This window comes from Aurantimicrobium minutum, assembly GCF_002355535.1.
GTDB classification, from domain to species: domain Bacteria; phylum Actinomycetota; class Actinomycetes; order Actinomycetales; family Microbacteriaceae; genus Aurantimicrobium; species Aurantimicrobium minutum.
On record NZ_AP017457.1, the window covers coordinates 301991 to 321953 of the forward strand.

Genomic DNA, 19963 nt, shown 5'->3' on the forward strand with positions numbered 1-19963 from the left:
TTGTGGCCTCTAACGCCACGCATCCAATACCCGACTAATCCTGCAAATGAGCACCATGACTGACGAGTTTATTCATCGACTTTCGCTCTCTCGTCATGCCATTAATCGCCGCGCAGAGCTTCGTGCTGACGCTCAGGCACTGAATTCTTTGCTGGAAAACGATTCATCGCGCGTTGTTGTTTTTAGTCAGGGCAAGGCCCTCGTTCAGAGCAATGCCCTGGTGAGATTCTCCACATCTCAAGTTTTTGAGCAATGTGGTGTCTCTTCCGCTGAGCTGCTCTTCTTGGGAATTGCCGAACAAGAAGGCGAAAAAGCTTATTTTGCCCTCGCATTAGATGAGGTTCATGCTGAGGGATTGATATCTGAGGGAACCCAGTGGGGGGATCTCAAAGTTCTCGGTCATGAACTCAGCGATTTAGACGCTGGATTGTTCACCCAAGGCTTGGCATTGATCAACTGGCATGCCTCACACAAGTTCTCACCGAAAAGCGGCCAGGACATTGTTGCCGCTCAAGCTGGCTGGGTGTTGCATCATCACGACGACCCTTCGCATCAAGTCTTCCCTCGCACCGACCCCGCCGTGATCGTGATGGTCACAGACGATAAAGATCGTTTGTTGCTAGGCAATAATGCGCTGTGGGAGCCGAATAGATTCTCTCTACTCGCTGGGTTCGTGGAGCCTGGAGAATCTTTGGAAGCTGCCGTTATTCGTGAAGTTTTTGAAGAATCTGGGTTGAAAGTTATCAACCCCACATACTTGGGCTCACAGCCGTGGCCATTTCCTCAATCACTCATGCTCGGTTTCCGTGCACAGGTCGCACCAGGTGTTGATCCTGATGTTCTGGTTGCTGACGGAGAAGAGATTCTTCAACTCAGGTGGTTCACCCGAGAAGAGCTTGTGGGAAGTCTCGACGAGATCGTTCTTCCAGGCCCCGTAGCTATTGCCCGGGTCATCATTGAAGAGTGGCTTGGACATCCTCTAGATCAGACTTCCTCGTGGCGAGGCACATCGTCATGAGTAAAAACTCTGTCTCTAGCGCTGAAGAGCTTCTGACAGGCCTTGATAATGATCAGCGCGTCGTCGCCGAGGAGCTTCGGGGTCCTGTCTGTGTTCTTGCCGGTGCTGGTACTGGAAAAACTCGCGCCATTACGCACCGCATTGCCTATGGAATCGCAACGGGAACATATTCACCTGATCGGGTTTTAGCTCTGACCTTCACCAATCGCGCCGCCGGTGAAATGAGAACACGGTTGCGCCAATTAGGAGCAGGCCCGGTTCAGGCACAAACTTTTCACGCCGCAGCACTACGTCAGCTGGGTCATTTCTGGCCTAAGTTTGTTGGGGGAGAAGCGCCCAAAGTTTTTGAATCAAAGTCGAGGCCGCTTGCAGAAGTGGCCACCAAACTTGGGTTGAAACTTGATACAGCAACCCTTCGAGATTTGGCCTCTGAAGTTGAATGGCGAAAGACCAGCAATCTCAGCCTCTCCAGCTACGAAAAGAAAGCCTATTCTCGAGCGATGCCAGGCAACCTTGCCATCGACGATGTTCTCGCGGTCATGAGTGGCTATGAGGATCTCAAGGACTCTCGTGGACAGATTGATATGGAAGATGTGCTGCTTCTGACAGCAGGCTTGCTTGAAACAGAAGCGGCGGCTGCGATGGAAGTGCGCGAGAGATACCGTTTTTTTGTCGTGGATGAATATCAGGACGTCTCACCCTTGCAACACCACTTGCTCGATCTTTGGTTGGGTGATCATCGTGATCTGTGCGTGGTGGGGGATGCAAGCCAGACCATTTATTCCTTCACCGGTGCCACCAGTGATTACCTGTTGAGCTTTGGCACGAGATTCCCCGATGCCCAGGTGGTGAAGCTGGAAACCAACTATCGATCAACTGCTCCCATAGTTTCTGTGGCGAACGCGCTGATGCGCGATCGCCCAGGCGCTCTCACGCTCACGGCGGCACAACAAGGCGGAAGCACTCCCACAGTGACGGCCTATCCCAACGATGCGGCAGAGGCTCGGGCTGTGGCAAACAAGATAGCCTCTGAGATTGCTGCTGGTGCCCAACCTGAAAACATCGCAGTGTTGTATCGCATCAACGTTCAGGCTGTTGCTCTCGAACAGGCGCTCTCTGATCTGGGAATCAGCACAACTATTCACGGTGCTCAACGCTTTTATGACCTACCCGAAGTTAAGCAAGCCATTCTTGCCTTACGTGGAGCATCAGTTTCTGTCGTGGGTGAGCCGCTGTTTAAGTCAGTAAGCGATGTGCTGCGTTCGGTGGGGTGGAGTCAAGAGGCTCCCCAAACCACCGGTGCAGCACGGTCAAAGTGGGAGGCTCTCAATGCCCTCATGGTGATGGCAGATGAAGCACCCACGGGAACCACCTTCCGAGCTTTCACCGATGAACTTCTCGCCCGTCAAGCAGCCAAACATGAGCCCACCCTGCACGCTGTCACCTTGGCATCAGTGCACTCCGCAAAAGGCCTGGAGTGGGACAGCGTTCACGTCATTGGGCTTTCGGAAGGTCTCTTTCCGATTAGCTATGCACAAAACCTTGAGGCCATTGCTGAAGAGCGCAGACTTCTCTATGTTGCAATGACTCGCGCTAGGAAGCAGCTTTCACTCTCGTGGGCTCAGCAGGGGACTGGCCGTGCGACGAACCGAGAACGATCACGTTTCGTGGCAGAGCTTGGCATGCACAATCTGGGTGCAGTAAATACTCCGTAGTGCTGATTGCTCTAGTACTGGCAACTAGCGTGAGAATCTGATTGCTTCTGAGGCTTTCACGTTCAGGGTTGTGTATCCATCTGCCGACAATGCTGGCCACTTCTGAACACAACAGTGGATTCTGTAGCGGCGAACAGACGTTGATGAGCTGAGAAGCGATAGCAACCCAGGCACTATCGCTGTCGTGTCTGTGAAGTTCTATTCAGTGATAGCAGGGACTGTGTTGGGGTTCTGGATGACGAGGGGATATGACCGGTCCGATATCAATGGTGCGATCGCCAAAGACAATTGGCAGGTGAGGAATCTCTCTGCGCAGCCAGTCACTGGTTCGGTGTGGCTCCAGCACAAAATCTCCCACCACGATGGCCAACTCACATTTTCCTGCCGTGAGAGCACTGGCGCGAATAACTCGATGCCCCATCCCAATCAGCATCAGACCCAAGCTGTCTATGAAGGGGCCAGACCCATCCAGTGCTATCCGCAAACTTGGTTGGGGGTCATAACTCCCTAACGCTGGGCTGAGGGTTGAAAGAAAAGAGTCGGCTTGATCTTTGCTCAGCCCACACTCTTCAACCACAGCATCCAGCGAAGCGTCGCTGATTCCCGCCTGCAAAGCAGCAAGCAATCTTTCCTCACCGGGATAAACCCGTTCCACAATTACCTCAGCGGGAGAGGTGCCTATTTGGAATGAGGTGGGTGTGCGCCACAACAGGGGCAGATCAGAATTGAGTTTGTACATGCAGCGAAGAATGCTGCAAAAACAAAATCACTGCTGCGAATCATCCACAGGTGGGATATTTCCATCCAACAAATCAGCCAGAGCGCGGTCCATCTCATCCGGCTCTGCAACCTCGCCACGAGCGGATGCTTCCATTCGTGCTATCAACGCAGCAGGGTTATCGAGGTCTTCCGCGGTGGGCATCAAATCAGGGTGAGACCACAGAGCATCGCGGGCTTCCGCACCCACAGCATCAGTGACCTGTTGCCATAACATGGTTGCTTCACGCAGACGTCTGGGGCGAAGCTCCAAGCCAACCAGTGTTGCAAAGGCAGATTCTGCAGGGCCTCCCGATGCGCGGCGGCGACGAACGGTCTCGGCGAGTGCACTGGCACGAGGCAGTCGTGTTGTCGCAGAGGAGGTTACAACATCGACCCAGCCTTCGATCAGAGCAAGTTGTGTTTCTAAACGGCCCAGGGCAGCAAGCTGTTCTTCAGATTTTGGCGGGATGAGTGCACCGCTGGAAAGTGCCTCTTTGAGTTCGTCGGGGTGTTGTGGATCAAAGTTTCCAGCAATGTCTTCGACCCGTGAGAGATCAATGGTGATGCCTCGAGCAAAATCTTGAATCGAGGAAATCAGATTCAATCGCAGCCAACGGGCGTGACGAAAGAGTCGGGCATGAGCAAGTTCACGCACAGCAAGATAGAGATGAACTTGATCCATGGGGATATCTAAGCCCGCACCAAATTCATCCATGTTCTGAGGCAGCAGCGCAGCTTGACCCTCATCGAGGAGGGGAATGCCGACATCTCCACCAGAAACTACTTCTGTAGAAAGTTGACCAACTACATGGCCTAGCTGCATAGCAAAGAGAGTGCCACCGATTTGTTTCATGAGCTGGGATGCCCCTGCAATCATGCCTTTCATCTCTTCAGGTGCTTGATCGGTGAGGACACTGGTCAAAGCGTTGGAGATACTGTTGGCAACAGGCTCGGCAAGTTGTGTCCACAGCGGCATGGTTTGTTCAATCCACTCCAGTCGTGAAATTAATGCTGGTGTGGAGCTCAAATCAGAAATGCTGGTCGCTTCAGCTAGCCATAGGTTTGCCACGTGGAAAGCCTGGTCTATTTCTGCTCGTTGAATTGCAGTGACAGGCTTCACGGTAGACAGAGCATGAGATTTAGCCTGCTCCATGGCCATGTTCCAGTTAATTCCTTCACCGGATGCACCGGCATTCATGGCTGCTTGGAATTGGTGCATGATGTTGGCCAGGCTGGCTGGATCATTGGGCAGACCCGCGGCGGCAGCCAACTGGCTCGCGTCTACGCCCTCTTTGCCAGAGAGAATATCCCGGATCATGTCGCGAAATTCGTCCTCGGGAGTGCGTTCGTTATCGTCCGCCATGGCCCATCCTTCTGCTTGGTATTTCAACGCTAAACCCCGGTTCCTGTTTTTCCTCTGAATTTCTGCAGAAAACGCGTGCGCTGGGCGCGAACATGGGGGAAATACACAGCATTAACTGCCACGCTTGTTGTAGTTCACCGTTTGCTACTTGGAAAGGGATCCACAGCTGTGACACTCTTCCATGCAGACGAGCAAGGGTTGCCTGAAAACGGCCGTAAACCTCACAAAACTAAAGCACAACGCCGACGGACACTCGGTGTCACCTTTCTTGTGGGCTCTCTAGTCCTCGCAGTGGGTTTGGCTGCTGTTCCCTCTGCCTACGTCATTGAACAGCCCGGCCCCTGGTTTGACACCTTAGGTGCTGTCTCAATTCCGGATCCTGACAATGCAGATAAGAAGATCAAAATTCCTTTGATCACAATTGATGGTGCTGAAACATACCCCACCCCTGGTGAACTAGACCTTCTCACTGTTTCGGTGCTGGGTAATCCGGAACAAACTCCGTCCTGGATTGAAGTTGCCACAGCGTGGTTCGACCCAGCAAAAGCGGTAGTGCCCCTGGAAGCCATTTTCCCCAAACAAGAAACCAAAGAAGAACGAGAAGCCTCCAACACCGCACAGATGGCTAATTCGCAGCAAGACGCTATTGCTGCAGCTTTGACCAATCTGGGGTATGACGTCATCGTGGGTGTTGAGGTTATTGGTTTTACCGATCAATCTCCAGCCAAGGATGTGCTGTCAATTGGGGATGTCATCACAGCTTTCAATGGCACTGCAGTTGAGAGTGTCCCGCAGTTGCGTGAACTGCTCAAAGAAAATGGCACACAAACACCTGGCACCGTCAGTTTCCTTCGCAATGGAGCAGCTCAAGAAGCCCAGATAACCCCCATCGATGTTGACGGCAACACAGTTTTGGGAATTGGTGCCACAGCAAAATATGACTTCCCCTTTGAGGTTAAAATCCGTCTAGATGATGTTGGTGGCCCCAGCGCCGGAATGATGTTTGCGTTGGGAATTATCGACAAACTCACTCCAGATGAGATGACCGCAGGAAATCACTTTGCTGGAACGGGAACCATTGATGCCCAGGGAAATGTGGGCCCCATTGGTGGTATTCGCCAAAAGCTGTATGGTGCCCAAAAAGCCGGAGCCGACTACTTCCTGGCACCGGTTGATAACTGTGACGAAGTAGTAGGTCACGTTCCTAGCGGAGTCAGTGTTTTTGCGGTTTCCACGCTGGATGAAGCCATTAACGTCATCAACTTTGTAGAAATTCACGGGGATAAGGCGGCAGCAATGAATGCTGAAATGAACATGTTCCCCACATGCCAGAATTGAGTCCATAACAATGAGTGAGGTTACTTCGTGAGTAATGCATCAACGTCTCCAGTACGACGCCTGGGCAACCGGGGGCCTGTAGCGATCACCGTCGGTATTTTGGTGGTACTGCTCGTGGTGTTCTTCGCGTTCGCCAGCGTCTATGCAGATATCCTCTGGTACGACCAGCTTGGCTTCCTCAACGTCCTCACCACGCAATGGTTTGCAGCCGCCGGTTTCTTTGTTGCTGGGTTTATTGCGATGGCGGTACCTGTATGGCTCTCGATTGAAATTGCCTACAGAAGTCGTCCTGTTTATGCGCGACTAAATTCTCAGCTGGATCGCTATCAGGATGTCATTGAACCCTTACGCAAACTGCTGACCTGGGGTGTTCCCGCCCTTTTGGGTGTATTCGCTGGTCTGTCCACCGCGACCCGCTGGCCGCTAGCAATGCTCTGGTTCAATGGTGTCCCCACAGGAACTGTGGATCCTCAGTTCAAGATGGACATTTCCTTCTACCTCTTTGATCTGCCCTTCTTCAGAGCAGTAGTTTCCCTGTTCTCGGCAATTGTGTTGCTGTGTGGTTTGGCCGCACTCATTACCAACTATGTATATGGTTCGATCGCGATTGTTCGTCGCGAGCTACGTGTTGCCAAGGCAGCTCGCATTCAGCTGGCCATCACTGCCGCAATCTACATCGCTCTTCAAGGTGTGAGCATTTGGCTTGATCAATATGCAACCTTGAACAACGACACCGGCTTAATCACAGGCGCTGGATACACAGATGTAAACGCAACCATCCCTGGACTTCAGATCCTTTCACTGATTGCTCTTCTGGTTGCTCTTCTCTTCATCGTTACCGCCTTTACTGGCCGTTGGCGTCTGTCTCTGATTGGTACCGCAATGCTCGTCATTGCCGGTCTTGTCCTCACCATGGGTTACCCCTGGGTGATGCAGCGATTTGTCGTTGACCCTTCCGAGCGAAGCCTGGAAGCTCCCTACATTGCCCGCAACATTGAACTCACACGTGAAGCGTATGGAGTTGCAGATATTGATGCATCTCCCTACAACGCCACAACGGACGCAACTCCTGGGGCGTTACGTTCTGATGCTGAGACCACAGCAAGTATCCGCATCATTGACCCTGCACTTGTGAGTGCCTCTTTTGCTCAGCTCGAGCAGTTCAAGCAGTACTACGCATTCCCGGGTGAGCTTGATGTTGACCGCTACACCATCGATGGAAAGTCCCAAGACTCTGTTGTAGCAGTCCGTGAGCTCAACCAGGCTGGTGTGGGAAGTAACCAGAGTTGGTATAACAACACCCTGGTGTACACCCATGGTTATGGCCTCGTTGCTGCCTACGGAACAGAACGTTCCAGCGACGGTCAGCCTGTCTTTCTGCAAGCCGGTATTCCTTCCACCGGTGAGCTCGGAGAATTTGAGCCGCGAATTTACTTCGGTGAGAACTCTCCGCTGTATTCCATCGTGGGTGGAACCTCCAGCACTAAGCCAGTTGAACTCGACTACCCTGCAGCTAGCGGAGAAAACGAACAGGTTTACAACACCTTTGCCGGTGATGGTGGACCCAAGTTAGAGAACGTGTTTAACCGTCTTGTCTATGCACTGAAGTTCCAAAGCGAAGAGATTCTGCTTTCGGACGCTGTCACCAATGACTCACAAATCATTTATGACCGTGATCCTCGTGAGCGCGTTCAGAAAGTAGCTCCATATCTGACCTTGGATTCTGATCCCTATCCCACTGTGGTTGATGGTCGAATCCTGTGGGTAATTGACGGTTACACCACGAGTGCAAACTATCCCTACTCCAAGATGGAGAGCCTCTCGGCTGCCATCAGTGACCAGCCACAACCCGCAAGTGCGTTTGTGCTCGATAACGTCAACTACATCCGAAATTCAGTCAAAGCAACAGTGGATGCCTACGACGGTTCAGTCACACTGTATGCATGGGATGAGGAAGATGCTGTGTTGAAGACATGGCAGAAGATTTACCCCTCAAACATCAAGCCCATCAGCGAGATGTCTGCTGATTTGATGAGCCACGTTCGATACCCCACGGACCTGTTTAAAGCACAGCGTTCCATTTTGGGGCAGTACCACGTTACTGACCCAGGCTCCTTCTACTCAGGTGACGACGCTTGGGTTACCCCCAACGATCCCACCGAGGCATCTGACGCAACCAAGTATCAGTCGCCCTATTACCTGACCATGAAGGTTCCTGGTGCGGATGCTCCTGCCTACTCGATTTACTCCACCTTTATCCCTAAGGCAACAGGTACATCAAGCCGTAACGTGCTGACCGGTTACCTTGTTGCCAACTCAGATGCGGGAGCTGAGGCAGGAAAGAAATCAGAGGAGTATGGAAAGCTACGCTTGCTGACACTTCCCAAAGTTGTTACCGTTCCAGGTCCTGGACAGGTTCAGAACAACTTCAACGCTGACCCTGACGTGTCGAAGGAATTGAACCTGTTGTCACAGGGTTCGACCAACGTGCTCAAGGGAAACCTGCTGACACTGCCCGTTGGTGGTGGTCTGCTCTATGTCCAGCCGGTCTATGTTCAGTCCACTGGTAACACGAGCTACCCGCTGTTGAAGAAGATCCTTGTTGCCTTCGGTGACCAGATTGCCTTCGAGGACACACTGCCGGAAGCTCTCGATGTTCTCTTCGGCGGCAATGCGGGCGTTGACCAACCCACTAACGAGGGTGCACAGCCACCAGAGAATGACCCTGCGGGTGGTTCTGGCGGTAGCACGGCAAACCCAGAACTGACCAAGGCACTTCAAGACGCTCAAAAAGCTCTCACAGACCGTGAAGCTGCTCGAGTATCTGGAGACTGGGCTGCCTATGGTGCGGCAGATGCTGCTTTGACTGATGCACTCAGCCGAGCATTGTCAGCCTCAGGGAACTAGGTTCTTTTTCCGAGGTAAATACTTCGGAACATAAACCAACATCATCACAACGCCGATAAGCCCGGCAACACCGGTGACGGCAGATGCCACAGCCAGTGACAACGCTGCCGTGAGTGCAGAAATACCCAACGGGGCTAGTGCTGCGCCGGAATCAGTGATGAAACGCCATGCACCCAAGAAGGGTGCAGGGTTGTCTTTGTTGGCGAGGTCTGAAGCTAGGGTCAACAGAATTCCTGAACCGATGCCGTTACCTATGGCGAATAAGAAAATCGTGATGACAAACCACAGCACGTTGGTGGGCAGATCATGTGTGGGTGCCAAGGCGAGCAAAGCCACCGACATGATGATCATGGAGGGGACAATGGAGGCAAGCCGTCCCCACTTATCCATAATCTGACCGCTGGTAAAGAACAAGGCAAAATCAACCGCTGTTGCTAAACCGATAATCAACGCGGTGTCTGAATCTTTGATTCCGATACTGACCGCCCACAATGGGAAAATCACGGCACGGCCCGAACGCAAAGCCATAACCAAGGCAGAGGCCACGCCCAGCTTAGCGAGTACTGCTTTGTTCTTGTTAATGGTGGCCATGAGGCCGTGAGTTTCTTTCTCGACTTCGATTTCCCCCGGATACAGAGAAACCCCTGATTCATCTTTGACGCGCGTCAGCTGCCCAAATGTTTTCTCAGGATCTGGCATAAACAGCAATACCGCACCTGCGGAGAGAGTGAATGCTGCCATCAACCAAAAGGCAGCCAGTGGATTATTCGTCAGGGCAAGAACTCCTGCCGAGAGGAATGGGCCCATCACCGCTCCTGCGCGGAACATTCCCCCCAAAGTTGAGAGGGCACGGGCGCGATAGTGCAGCGGCACAAAACTCGTCAGAAAGGCATGTCTAGCCAGAGCGAATGCGCTGGTTGCTAAACCGATCAGGAAAATTCCTGCACCAAGAATGAGGGGCGTTGTGGCAGCCAGAGCTAGTGCAGTTCCCAGCAACGCGACGAGGGTGGACCACAACATGGCCATGCGTTCGCCTATGCGGGAAATGATCCATCCGCTGGGGATATCTCCGGTGACTATGCCGAGGGTAAGCATCCCCGCAACCAATCCTGCTGTCGCAAGATTAGCCCCAACATTTTGAGCGATAACCGGAACGATGGGGATGAATGCTGCTTCACCGGCAGCAAATAGCAGCGTGGGAAGGTAGACCGGAAGTGCTGCTTGACGCAGCTGAAATGGGGCACCGGAAGAAGTCATGTCTAGCCCAAGCCTACGCCCAGGACTCGGCCGGTAGGCTGGAGGCATAATGCTTGATCTAGACCTCACCGAGAATATTCGTGCACTGCGCTCGACTTTTGCCGATATCACCTCAGTCGTTGATGTTGATCGTTTGAACGCTGAGATTGCTCGATTGAGTGAGTTAGCGGAAGCCCCAGATTTGTGGGACGACACCGCGTATGCCCAAAAAATCACGAGTGAACTCAGCCACCGCCAAGCAGAACTCAACAAGCTCAACAGCATTACCTCGCGCCTCGACGACCTGGAAGTTTTGGTCGAATTAGCCAACGAAGCAGGAGATGAAGACTCAGCCAAAGAGGCACAAGCTGAACTGGAATCCATCACTGCGGTTTTGGGTGAGCTCGAAGTTCAGACTCTGCTCAACGGTGAATATGACTCATATCCAGCAGTGGTCACCATACGTTCAGGTGCCGGCGGAGTCGATGCTGCAGACTTCGCTGAAATGCTGCTGCGAATGTATCTGCGCTGGGCAGAGAAGCACAACTACACCGTCAACGTGCTTGACACCAGCTATGCCGAAGAAGCCGGCATCAAATCTGCAACTTTCGAAGTGGATGCGCCATATGCTTTCGGAACATTGTCGGTTGAGGCTGGAACGCACCGTTTGGTGCGAATGAGCCCGTTCAACTCGGCAGGTAAGCGACAAACTTCCTTTGCCGCCGTTGAAGTCGTGCCCTTGATGCCTGAGTCTGCTGCGATAGAAATTCCTGAAAATGATATTCGGGTCGATGTCTTCCGTTCGAGCGGTCCAGGTGGCCAGTCTGTGAACACCACCGATTCTGCGGTGCGCATTACGCACTTGCCAACCGGAATCGTGGTGAGCTGCCAGAACGAGAAGAGCCAAATTCAAAACCGTGCCGCTGCTATGCGCGTGCTCACCTCACGTTTGTTATTGCTGCAGCGTGAAGAAGAAAACGCAAAAAAGAAAGAGCTTGCTGGAAACATCACAGCTAGTTGGGGAGACCAGATGCGCAGCTACGTTCTTGCTCCCTACCAAATGGTCAAAGATTTGCGTTCCGAATATGAAGTCAATAACCCCACCCACGTTTTTGACGGGGATCTAGATGGCTTTATTGCTGCGGGTATTCGCTGGAGAAAGTCAGCAGAAACTCGCTAAAGCTTCCCAGCTGCTTTGCGTGCAAGCAATTCTTCGGCCACTGCCGTGTCGCTGAAGGGAACTAGGTCGTCTCCGACGACTAAATATTCTTCATGCCCCTTCCCGGCAATGAACACCACATCACCAGTGGTGGCGTGAGAAATTGCATAGTGGAGGGCCTCGCCACGATCACGGCGTTCTATCACGGTGTCGGGAACCTGAAAACCTGCACGGATGTCTGCAACAATCTTGTCGCCATCCTCGTAGTGCACATCATCATCAGTGACAATCACGAGATCAGATGCGCTTTCCGCAATGGCGGCCATCTCGGGGCGCTTGCCGGCATCCCGGTCGCCTGTACAACCAAACACGGTGATGATCCGTTTGAAGTTGTAATCGGCCAACGCAGCTAAGCCCTGCTGTAAAGCATCGGGGGTGTGAGCGTAATCAATGATGACCAGTGGGGAGTCTGGAGTGGGCTGAATCTTATTCATGCGGCCAAAGACGGGAGTTAACTGTGGAAGCACGTCCACGATCTGGTGCGCAGTGAATCCTTCGGACAGCAAAATGCCTGAGGTGAGCAGCAGATTGTCTACGTTAAATCTGCCCACTAGCGAGCTCGACACGGAGGCAATTTCTCCCTCAAACTCGATGTCACACGCTAAACCGCTCGCAGCGAGCTGGACATTGTGGGCTGTGATGGAGGCCTGGGGATGTGCTGCAGAGCTCACACCCAGAACGGCACGAGTAGGAAGGTAGGTGTTGAACATCTTTTCGCCGTAGGCATCGTCGATGTTGAGAACAGCGGCAGGTGTGCCAGCGAGCTCAAAGATCTTCTCCTTGGCTGCTGCATAGGCTTCCATCGTGCCGTGGAAATCAAGGTGGTCACGGGTCAAATTGGTAAACGCTACCTGTGCGAAACGAACTGCCCCGACGCGGTGCTGCTCGAGAGCGTGTGAACTCACCTCGATGCCCACATGCGTCACCCCGGCGTCAACAAATGAAGCCAAGGTTTCATGAACCTGGCTGACCGACGGCGTCGTTAGTCCGGTGGAAACGAGATTCTGGCCATGAATACCAACGCCCAGTGTGCCAATGCTTGCACACCGCAATCCCAGATGATCCCAAGCCTGAACAAGTAGCTGAACCACAGAGGTTTTCCCGTTCGTGCCGGTTACCCCTACGATGGTCAGATGTTGGGAGGGAAAGCCCCAGAAAGCGTCAGCAATGCGTGGTAGTTTCTTCCAGAGGTGAGGAACAGAGATGACCTCGCCGGAAAACTGAAGTCGCTGCGCAATTTCAAGTGCTTCTTTGCTCCACTGCTGATCAACCACAACGGCGTTGGCGCCATTACTGATTGCTTGCTCAAGGAACTCATGGCCTGACATACCAGTGCTTCCCATAGCAACGAACACATCACCGGGTTGGATGTGACGAGAGTCTTGAACGAGGCGGTTACCTTCAAGCACCTGGTGACCCCATGCCGAGTCAACCTCTGCGAGGCTCAGGCTACGGGGTGTTGCGGTCATAGTGAAACAGTCTGCCCTAAATGCAAGCGGGCAAAATCGAGGGTTTCAACCAACAGGCTCAGCCGTTCTTCCTCGGACTTGGCTTTGCGAGTATTGACCTCAGCTACCACGTGGCCATCCCACTCCTGGGCGGCCAGATGTTGCAAGACCTCAGCTACGGGCTGTTTGCCGTAACCGGGAAGCAGGTGCTCATCGAAAATACGGTTGTCATCTGCTGCCGCAGAACCATCAGTGAGGTGGACATGGCGCAGGCGCTCGCCGTATTCCAATGTCAGTTCCATGCTGTCGTGGCCAGAGAGAGCCGCGTGAGAGAAATCGAGAGTAATGGCATCACAGTCGAGTTCACGAGGGTCTGGTCCCGGCGCATAGGCCTGCATCTGGGAGTTTCGAACCTTCCACGGAAACATGTTTTCAACGGCGATAGTGATGCCGGTGTTCTCGCTGGTTTGCCGAACGATGTCCAAAAACTTATCGGCATACGTGGATTGCCAGCGGAAGGGCGGGTGAACCACAACTGTGCTGGCACCGACGTTTGCGGCTAGTTCAGCAGACTTTTCTAGCTTGATTTGAGGATCACGACCCCAGACAAAGTGGGTGAGAAGTAAGACGGGAGCGTGAATAGAGAGCACAGGCATCTCGTAGGTGTCGATCAGCTTCTTGAGGCCATCGACGCTTTGGGTAACAGGTTCGCGCGTGACCATCACTTCGACCCCGTCATAACCGGCTAAGTTCGCAAATCGAAAGCCATCTTCACAGGCCAGGGGGTATACGCAGGAAGCGCTCATTCCAACTTGAATCATTTGTTCCAGCCTAGTTGCCCAGGCTGGGTGCTGTGGGGGAGTTCTCACCATAATGGCTGGGAATTAACCGGGAGAATTGTGCGGGAATTATCTCAGCCTGTGAAGGCCGTAGACTTAGAGCTATGCCAGAAAACGACATGAAACCACGTAGTCGCGACGTCACAGACGGTATAGAAAAAGCCGCCTCTCGAGGAATGCTTCGTGCTGTCGGCATGGGAGACGAAGACTGGAGCAAACCACAGATTGGTGTTGCCAGCTCGTGGAATGAAATCACCCCCTGCAACCTCAGTCTCGACAGACTTGCACAGGCCTGTAAAGAAGGCGTGCACTCCGGCGGTGGGTACCCACTCCAATTCGGAACAGTCTCGGTTTCAGACGGTATTTCCATGGGCCACGAGGGAATGCACTTCTCTCTGGTATCTCGTGAGGTAATTGCTGACTCGGTTGAAACCGTCATGCAGGCAGAGCGCCTCGACGGTTCTGTTCTCTTGGCTGGATGTGACAAGTCACTTCCTGGCATGTTGATGGCTGCTGCACGTCTGGATCTGGCCTCTGTCTTCCTCTACGCAGGATCTATCGCCCCAGGTTGGGTACGTCTTTCTGACGGCACCGAAAAGAATGTCACCATCATCGACGCTTTTGAGGCTGTGGGGGCCTGTAAGGCCGGCACCATGAGCGAAGAAGACCTCGATCGCATCGAACGAGCTATCTGCCCCGGTGAGGGTGCGTGTGGCGGTATGTACACCGCCAACACCATGGCATCCATCGCTGAAGCACTCGGCATGAGCCTGCCAGGTTCTGCAGCTCCACCGAGCGCAGACCGCCGCCGAGACTACTTCGCTCACCGTTCAGGGGAAGCAGTCGTCAACCTTATTCGTCAGGGAATCACTGCGCGCGACATCATGACCAGAAAAGCGTTCGATAACGCTATTGCCGTTTTGATGGCCTTTGGTGGATCGACCAACGCCATTCTTCACCTCCTAGCTATTGCGCGTGAAGCTGACGTTGATCTCACTCTGGATGACTTCAACAAGATCGCTGACAAGGTTCCCCACATCGGTGACCTCAAGCCCTTCGGTCAGTACGTCATGAACGATGTAGACCGTGTTGGTGGTGTCCCTGTCGTGATGAAGGCACTTCTTGATGCAGGTTTGATGCACGGTGATGCCCTTACCGTCACTGGAAAGACACTGGCAGAAAATCTCGAAGAGATGAATCTCATGCCACTTGATGGTGAAGTTATCCGCACGCTAGATAACCCCATTCACGCAACCGGTGGAATTTCGATTCTGCACGGAACTCTGGCTCCCGAAGGCGCTGTGGTGAAGACCGCAGGGTTTGATTTGGACGTATTTGAAGGTCCTGCCCGTGTATTTGAGCGCGAACGTGCCGCAATGGATGCCCTCACCGAAGGCAGCATCAAGAAGGGCGACATTGTCCTCATCCGCTACGAAGGCCCTAAGGGTGGCCCCGGTATGCGTGAGATGCTCGCCATCACCGCTGCCATCAAGGGTGCGGGACTGGGTAAAGATGTTCTACTATTGACAGACGGACGATTCTCAGGCGGCACAACCGGACTGTGTATCGGCCATATAGCTCCCGAGGCAGTTGACGGTGGACCCGTTGCCCTCGTGCGCGATGGTGATCTCATACGGGTCGATATCGCAGCTCGGACGCTCGACTTACTCGTCGACGAATCAGAGCTCGAAGCTCGCCGAATCGGCTGGGCTCCGCTCCCTCCGCGTTACACCAGGGGTGTACTTGCTAAGTACTCCAAGCTGGTTCATTCCGCATCAGAGGGTGCGATTACTGGGTAACGACGCCCGATCACTTTTCGCTTTCTCACATTAAGGGATTCACGATGTCTACGGAATCACTCCCCACATCCGCGCCTAGCGCTTCCTCCACTGCGCCAGAAATGACTGGTGCAGAAGCTGTTGTGCGCTCGCTGGAGCTCCTGGGTGTAACAGATGTATTTGGTCTGCCCGGTGGCGCCATCCTTCCGGTTTATGACCCATTGATGGATTCGAAGAAACTGCGCCACATTCTTGTTCGTCATGAGCAAGGGGCTGGTCACGCAGCACAGGGTTACGCTTCGGCAACTGGAAAAACTGGTGTTTGCATCGCGACCTCTGGTCCAGGTGCTACAAACCTGGTGACCGCGATTGCAGATGCCTATATGGACTCTGTTCCGCTTCTGGCGATTACCGGTCAGGTGTTCTCTCACCTGATGGGCACCGATGCCTTCCAAGAGGCTGACATTGTGGGAATCACGATGCCCATTACCAAGCACTCTTTCTTGGTAACCAAGGCAGAAGACATTCCTGCCACTATTGCTGCGGCGTACCACATTGCATCCACAGGACGTCCTGGCCCTGTCCTCGTTGACATCACGAAGGATGCTCAGCAGGCACTTGCGCCCTTTGTGTGGCCGCCTAGCATTGACCTCCCTGGCTACCGCCCGGTAACTAAGGCACACGGCAAGCAGATCCAAGCAGCAGCTGACCTGATTGTTGAAGCCAAGAAGCCCGTGTTCTACGTCGGTGGTGGAATTATCCGCTCGGGTGCCTCCGCTGAACTACTTGAGCTTGTGAACCTCGTGGGTGCACCAGTAGTAACCACGCTGATGGCTCGAGGCGCATTCCCCGACAGCCACGAAAACAACCTTGGTATGCCAGGTATGCACGGAACTGTTCCTGCTGTTCTTGCTCTGCAAGATGCTGATCTGTTGATTACTCTAGGTGCGCGTTTTGATGACCGTGTGACCGGTAAAGCTTCTCTGTTTGCACCTAATGCCAAAGTTATTCACGTTGATATTGATCCTGCAGAAATCGGGAAGATTCGTGCTGCAGAAGTTCCCATCGTGGGAGATCTCAAGGACGTAATTACCGACCTCATTGAGGTCTACAAAGACACCCCTGGAGCGAAGAAAGCTGACTTCAGTGAGTGGTGGAGCACCCTGAATTCTCTGCGTGAAGAGTACCCTCTTGGCTATGCAGAGCCCACAGACGGCTTACTAGCGCCTCAGCACATCATTACGCGCATCGGTGAACTTTCTGGCCCAGAAGCCATTTACACCTCTGGGGTTGGACAGCACCAAATGTGGGCAGCACAGTTCATCAAGTATGAGCGTCCTAACGCCTGGCTGAACTCTGGTGGTGCAGGAACCATGGGTTATTCCGTACCTGCAGCCATGGGAGCCAAGGTGGGTGAACCCGACCGTGTGGTCTGGGCAATCGATGGTGATGGTTGCTTCCAGATGACCAACCAAGAATTGGCTACCTGCACTATCAACAACATCCCCATCAAAGTTGCGGTCATTAATAACTCTTCATTGGGTATGGTTCGCCAGTGGCAGACCCTCTTCTATGACGGTCGTTATTCCAACACTGACTTGAACACCGGTCACGACACCATTCGTGTTCCAGATTTCGTCAAGCTTGCTGACGCCTATGGTGCCCTGGGCATTCGCGTCACCAAAGAAGAAGAAATCGACGCCGCCATCAAGCTTGCTCTTGAGACCAACGACCGCCCTGTGGTGATTGACTTTGTCGTCAGCGCAGATTCGATGGTGTGGCCGATGGTTCCGCAGGGAGTCAGCAACAGCTATGTCCAGTACGCCAGAGACCACGCTCCGACGTGGGATACCGACGAATAAGGGGGAGGAAAGACTATGAGTACCCACGTTCTAAGCCTCCTTGTTGAGGACAAGCCAGGTCTACTGACTCGAGTTGCGGGCTTGTTTGCTCGTCGTGGATTCAACATTGAATCTCTTGCGGTAGGTCACAGCGAAATCGAAGGCCTCTCGCGCATCACCGTCGTGGTGGATGTCGAGAACCTTCCGCTGGAGCAGATCACCAAGCAACTCAACAAACTCATCAACGTCATCAAGATTGTTGAACTGGATCCAGACCAGTCCGTCATGCGCGATCACATGTTGATCAAGGTTCGTGTTGATAACTCAACTCGTTCGCAGGTTCTGGAGGCAGTGACGCTCTTCCGTGCTCGTGTTGTTGATGTTGCAAATGATGCCCTGGTGATTGAAGTCACCGGTAACGGCGCAAAGATTTCAGCATTCCTCAAGGTACTTGAGCCCTATGGAATCAAAGAGATTGCACAGTCTGGTGCGATTGCGATTGGTCGTGGAAGTAAATCCATCACCGAGCGCGTGTTCAAAAACTAACGATTTATAGATTTTCTAAACCTACAAACAAGGAGAAATGACAAAGTGACTGAAATTCACTACGACAAGGATGCTGACCTCGAGCTCATCAAGAGCAAGAAGGTTGCAGTTATCGGTTACGGCTCTCAGGGCCACGCACACGCACTCAACCTTCACGATTCAGGTGTTGACGTAGTGGTTGGTCTGAAGGCTAACTCAAAGTCAATCGCTAAAGCAGAAGAAGCTGGCCTCAAGGTCATGACTACTGCTGAAGCTGCTGCATGGGGTGACGTCATCGTCATTCTCGCTCCAGACCAGGTTCAGCGTCACTTGTACGCAGATGACATTGCTCCGAACCTTTCAGCAGGTAAGACCCTCATCTTCGGTCACGGTTTCAACATCCGTTACGGATACATCACCGCTCCTTCGAACGTCGACGTTGCTCTCGTAGCACCAAAGGGCCCAGGTCACACTGTGCGCCGCGAGTACCTCGCAGGCCGTGGTGTTCCTGTCATCGTTGCTGTTGAGAACGATGCAACCGGAAACGCGTGGGAGACTGCATGGTCTTACTCCAAGGCAATCGGTGGTCTGCGTGCCGGTGGTATCAAGACCACCTTCACCGAAGAAACCGAGACTGACCTCTTCGGTGAGCAGGCTGTTCTCTGTGGTGGTGCATCACAGCTGGTCATGTACGGTTTCGAGACCCTCGTTGAGGCTGGGTACCAGCCTGAAATCGCTTACTTTGAGGTTCTGCACGAACTCAAGCTCATCGTGGACCTGATGTGGGAAGGTGGCATCGCCAAGCAGCGTTGGTCGGTTTCCGACACTGCAGAGTTCGGTGACTACGTTTCCGGCCCACGCGTAATTGACCCATCGGTCAAGGAGCACATGAAGGAAGTTCTCGCAGACATCCAAAACGGTGCATTCGCAACCCGCTTCATCAACGACCAGGACGCTGGAGCTCCCGAGTTCCTCGCTCTTCGCGAAAAGGGTGCTTCTCACCCCATTGAGGCAACTGGTCGCAAGCTGCGTGAATTGTTCGCATGGCGCCCCCAGGACAAGGACTACACCGAGGGTTCTGCAGCCCGCTAGTCATTAGCAATAGAGAGGATGCGCCGCGCGCGTCACACATGAGTACTCATGAAGATGATGCCCTCAGTTGGGCAGGCGACGAAGATCGCCTGGTCACTGGGGCACCACAGAGTGCCAAACGTGATGCACGCGGCGCATCTTCTGTTAATTCCTCCACAAAAGAAGAAGCGGATGGCACCGACGACAATGTTCAGACTGGCCTGAGCTCGATTGCTCTGGTTGGCTTTGGCATCTTTGGTGGCATTTATCTGCTGTACAGCGTTGCATGGCTGATAACTGCTCTGCGTAATCCCACGCAAATAGCTGACCCACTGGGTAATGGCATGTTTGTGTTGGGATTGTGGCTTGCAGTTGCCGCACCTTCACTCTGGTTTGCTGCCGTGCTTTATCTTGGATCACACAGCTCGGTTTCCAAGCGAATGGTGTTCTTGCTACTTGGAGCGTTTGTACTCATTCCCTGGCCATACCTCGCTTGGGCTGGTTAGGCATGGAACAGAAAATTCGTCGCGGCATAACGGGCTGGATCATGGTTGCCATCTTTGCCCTGTTCTTTGCCTATGACGTGTGGGAAGGTATTGGCAACTTCTTTGGTGTGCTTTCGCAAAGCTTCAGTTTGGGTATTGGGCTGAGTGTCTTTGGATGGTGTGCCATCATCCTCGGAATTCTTGCACCCCTTGTTTTGTTTTTTCTGGCGTTGTGGGTCTCAAGAAAACAGAAACTGCTCCCAAGTTTTGTCATTTTCATTGTGGCTTTGAGCGTGTCAGCAGTGATCGGTGTGGACCTGGTGTTGGGCACCAACGCTTTCCTCATTTTCAGTGTTAGTTAGGGCAATTTCGCCCGAAAGTGCTCGGGTAGACTTGAGTCTTCTCGTGCGAAAAGTTAGTT

The 19963-nt window shown here is 53.2% G+C and carries 16 protein-coding genes; 11 read left to right on the top strand and 5 right to left on the bottom strand.

Going from position 1 to position 19963, the window contains the following annotated elements:
• Positions 1-55 precede the first annotated feature (55 nt).
• Positions 56-1018: an NAD(+) diphosphatase gene (nudC, locus tag AUMI_RS01510; RefSeq protein ID WP_096380536.1), complete on the top strand. Its 963-nt coding sequence runs from the start codon at positions 56-58 to the stop codon at positions 1016-1018.
• Positions 1015-2733, top strand: coding sequence for an ATP-dependent helicase (locus AUMI_RS01515; RefSeq protein ID WP_096380539.1), 1719 nt, complete (start codon positions 1015-1017; stop codon positions 2731-2733). The genes nudC and AUMI_RS01515 overlap by 4 nt, the downstream gene beginning before the upstream one ends.
• A gap of 202 nt (positions 2734-2935) precedes the next feature.
• On the opposite strand, the gene AUMI_RS01520 is transcribed toward AUMI_RS01515, so the two are convergent.
• Both AUMI_RS01520 and AUMI_RS01525 read right to left on the bottom strand, forming a co-directional pair.
• Positions 2936-3472 carry a hypothetical protein gene (locus tag AUMI_RS01520; protein WP_096380540.1) on the bottom strand — a complete coding sequence of 179 codons (537 nt, stop codon included), beginning with the start codon at positions 3470-3472 and terminating at the stop codon, positions 2936-2938.
• Between the two features lie 27 nt (positions 3473-3499).
• The gene (locus tag AUMI_RS01525; RefSeq protein WP_096380543.1) at positions 3500-4855 is read right to left on the bottom strand and encodes a zinc-dependent metalloprotease; all 1356 of its coding nucleotides are present in this window, start codon (positions 4853-4855) and stop codon (positions 3500-3502) included.
• Between the two features lie 75 nt (positions 4856-4930).
• Between AUMI_RS01525 and AUMI_RS01530 the strand changes: the two genes are divergently transcribed.
• Together AUMI_RS01530 and AUMI_RS01535 are read left to right on the top strand one after the other, a co-directional pair.
• Positions 4931-6193 carry a YlbL family protein gene (locus AUMI_RS01530; protein ID WP_231951783.1) on the top strand — a complete coding sequence of 421 codons (1263 nt, stop codon included), beginning with the start codon at positions 4931-4933 and terminating at the stop codon, positions 6191-6193.
• A 27-nt stretch (positions 6194-6220) separates the two neighbouring features.
• Positions 6221-9100 carry a UPF0182 family membrane protein gene (locus AUMI_RS01535; RefSeq protein WP_172418228.1) on the top strand — a complete coding sequence of 960 codons (2880 nt, stop codon included), beginning with the start codon at positions 6221-6223 and terminating at the stop codon, positions 9098-9100.
• Here the strand turns inward: AUMI_RS01535 and AUMI_RS01540 are convergent.
• Entirely contained in the window at positions 9089-10357 is a 1269-nt protein-coding gene (locus AUMI_RS01540; protein WP_096380545.1) for an MFS transporter, read from the bottom strand. The genes AUMI_RS01535 and AUMI_RS01540 overlap by 12 nt on opposite strands.
• Before the next feature lie 49 nt (positions 10358-10406).
• On the opposite strand from AUMI_RS01540, the gene prfB reads away from it, so the two are divergent.
• Positions 10407-11516: a peptide chain release factor 2 gene (gene prfB / locus AUMI_RS01545; RefSeq protein WP_096380547.1), complete on the top strand. Its 1110-nt coding sequence runs from the start codon at positions 10407-10409 to the stop codon at positions 11514-11516.
• Here the strand turns inward: prfB and AUMI_RS01550 are convergent.
• Both AUMI_RS01550 and AUMI_RS01555 read right to left on the bottom strand, forming a co-directional pair.
• Positions 11513-13024 (bottom strand): UDP-N-acetylmuramoyl-L-alanyl-D-glutamate--2,6-diaminopimelate ligase, encoded by a 1512-nt coding sequence (locus tag AUMI_RS01550; protein ID WP_096380549.1) that lies wholly within the window; start codon positions 13022-13024, stop codon positions 11513-11515. The genes prfB and AUMI_RS01550 overlap by 4 nt on opposite strands.
• A complete protein-coding gene (locus AUMI_RS01555; protein ID WP_096380551.1) occupies positions 13021-13824 on the bottom strand; it encodes a sugar phosphate isomerase/epimerase family protein in 804 nt (267 codons plus the stop codon). Before AUMI_RS01555 ends, AUMI_RS01550 begins: the two co-directional genes overlap by 4 nt.
• 122 nt (positions 13825-13946) lie before the next feature.
• Here AUMI_RS01555 and ilvD point away from each other — a divergent pair, with 122 nt between their 5' ends.
• From ilvD to AUMI_RS01585, 6 genes are read left to right on the top strand one after another with little or no spacing between them, the layout of a single operon-like run.
• A complete protein-coding gene (ilvD, locus tag AUMI_RS01560) occupies positions 13947-15641 on the top strand; it encodes a dihydroxy-acid dehydratase (protein ID WP_096380553.1) in 1695 nt (564 codons plus the stop codon).
• Between the two features lie 44 nt (positions 15642-15685).
• Positions 15686-17482 (top strand): acetolactate synthase large subunit, encoded by a 1797-nt coding sequence (locus tag AUMI_RS01565; protein ID WP_096380555.1) that lies wholly within the window; start codon positions 15686-15688, stop codon positions 17480-17482.
• A 15-nt stretch (positions 17483-17497) separates the two neighbouring features.
• Positions 17498-18007: an acetolactate synthase small subunit gene (gene ilvN / locus AUMI_RS01570; protein WP_096380557.1), complete on the top strand. Its 510-nt coding sequence runs from the start codon at positions 17498-17500 to the stop codon at positions 18005-18007.
• Between the two features lie 45 nt (positions 18008-18052).
• Positions 18053-19078, top strand: coding sequence for a ketol-acid reductoisomerase (gene ilvC, locus AUMI_RS01575; RefSeq protein WP_096380560.1), 1026 nt, complete (start codon positions 18053-18055; stop codon positions 19076-19078).
• 38 nt (positions 19079-19116) lie between these two features.
• A complete protein-coding gene (locus AUMI_RS01580; protein ID WP_096380561.1) occupies positions 19117-19563 on the top strand; it encodes a hypothetical protein in 447 nt (148 codons plus the stop codon).
• Positions 19564-19565: 2 nt separating this feature from the next.
• The gene (locus tag AUMI_RS01585) at positions 19566-19904 is read left to right on the top strand and encodes a hypothetical protein (protein ID WP_096380565.1); all 339 of its coding nucleotides are present in this window, start codon (positions 19566-19568) and stop codon (positions 19902-19904) included.
• The last annotated feature ends 59 nt before the right edge of the window (positions 19905-19963 follow it).

What these genes read in the sequence shown, in the direction of transcription:
- AUMI_RS01565 (WP_096380555.1), top strand. Translation starts at nt 15,686, where the DNA reads ATGTCTACGGAATCACTCCCCACATCCGCGCCTAGCGCTTCCTCCACT.
- AUMI_RS01585 (WP_096380565.1), top strand. Translation starts at nt 19,566, where the DNA reads ATGGAACAGAAAATTCGTCGCGGCATAACGGGCTGGATCATGGTTGCC.
- nudC (WP_096380536.1), top strand. Translation starts at nt 56, where the DNA reads ATGACTGACGAGTTTATTCATCGACTTTCGCTCTCTCGTCATGCCATT.
- AUMI_RS01540 (WP_096380545.1), bottom strand. Translation starts at nt 10,357, where the DNA reads ATGACTTCTTCCGGTGCCCCATTTCAGCTGCGTCAAGCAGCACTTCCG.
- AUMI_RS01555 (WP_096380551.1), bottom strand. Translation starts at nt 13,824, where the DNA reads ATGATTCAAGTTGGAATGAGCGCTTCCTGCGTATACCCCCTGGCCTGT.
- AUMI_RS01520 (WP_096380540.1), bottom strand. Translation starts at nt 3,472, where the DNA reads ATGTACAAACTCAATTCTGATCTGCCCCTGTTGTGGCGCACACCCACC.
- ilvD (WP_096380553.1), top strand. Translation starts at nt 13,947, where the DNA reads ATGCCAGAAAACGACATGAAACCACGTAGTCGCGACGTCACAGACGGT.
- prfB (WP_096380547.1), top strand. Translation starts at nt 10,407, where the DNA reads ATGCTTGATCTAGACCTCACCGAGAATATTCGTGCACTGCGCTCGACT.
- AUMI_RS01580 (WP_096380561.1), top strand. Translation starts at nt 19,117, where the DNA reads ATGAGTACTCATGAAGATGATGCCCTCAGTTGGGCAGGCGACGAAGAT.
- AUMI_RS01515 (WP_096380539.1), top strand. Translation starts at nt 1,015, where the DNA reads ATGAGTAAAAACTCTGTCTCTAGCGCTGAAGAGCTTCTGACAGGCCTT.
- AUMI_RS01550 (WP_096380549.1), bottom strand. Translation starts at nt 13,024, where the DNA reads ATGACCGCAACACCCCGTAGCCTGAGCCTCGCAGAGGTTGACTCGGCA.
- ilvN (WP_096380557.1), top strand. Translation starts at nt 17,498, where the DNA reads ATGAGTACCCACGTTCTAAGCCTCCTTGTTGAGGACAAGCCAGGTCTA.
- AUMI_RS01525 (WP_096380543.1), bottom strand. Translation starts at nt 4,855, where the DNA reads ATGGCGGACGATAACGAACGCACTCCCGAGGACGAATTTCGCGACATG.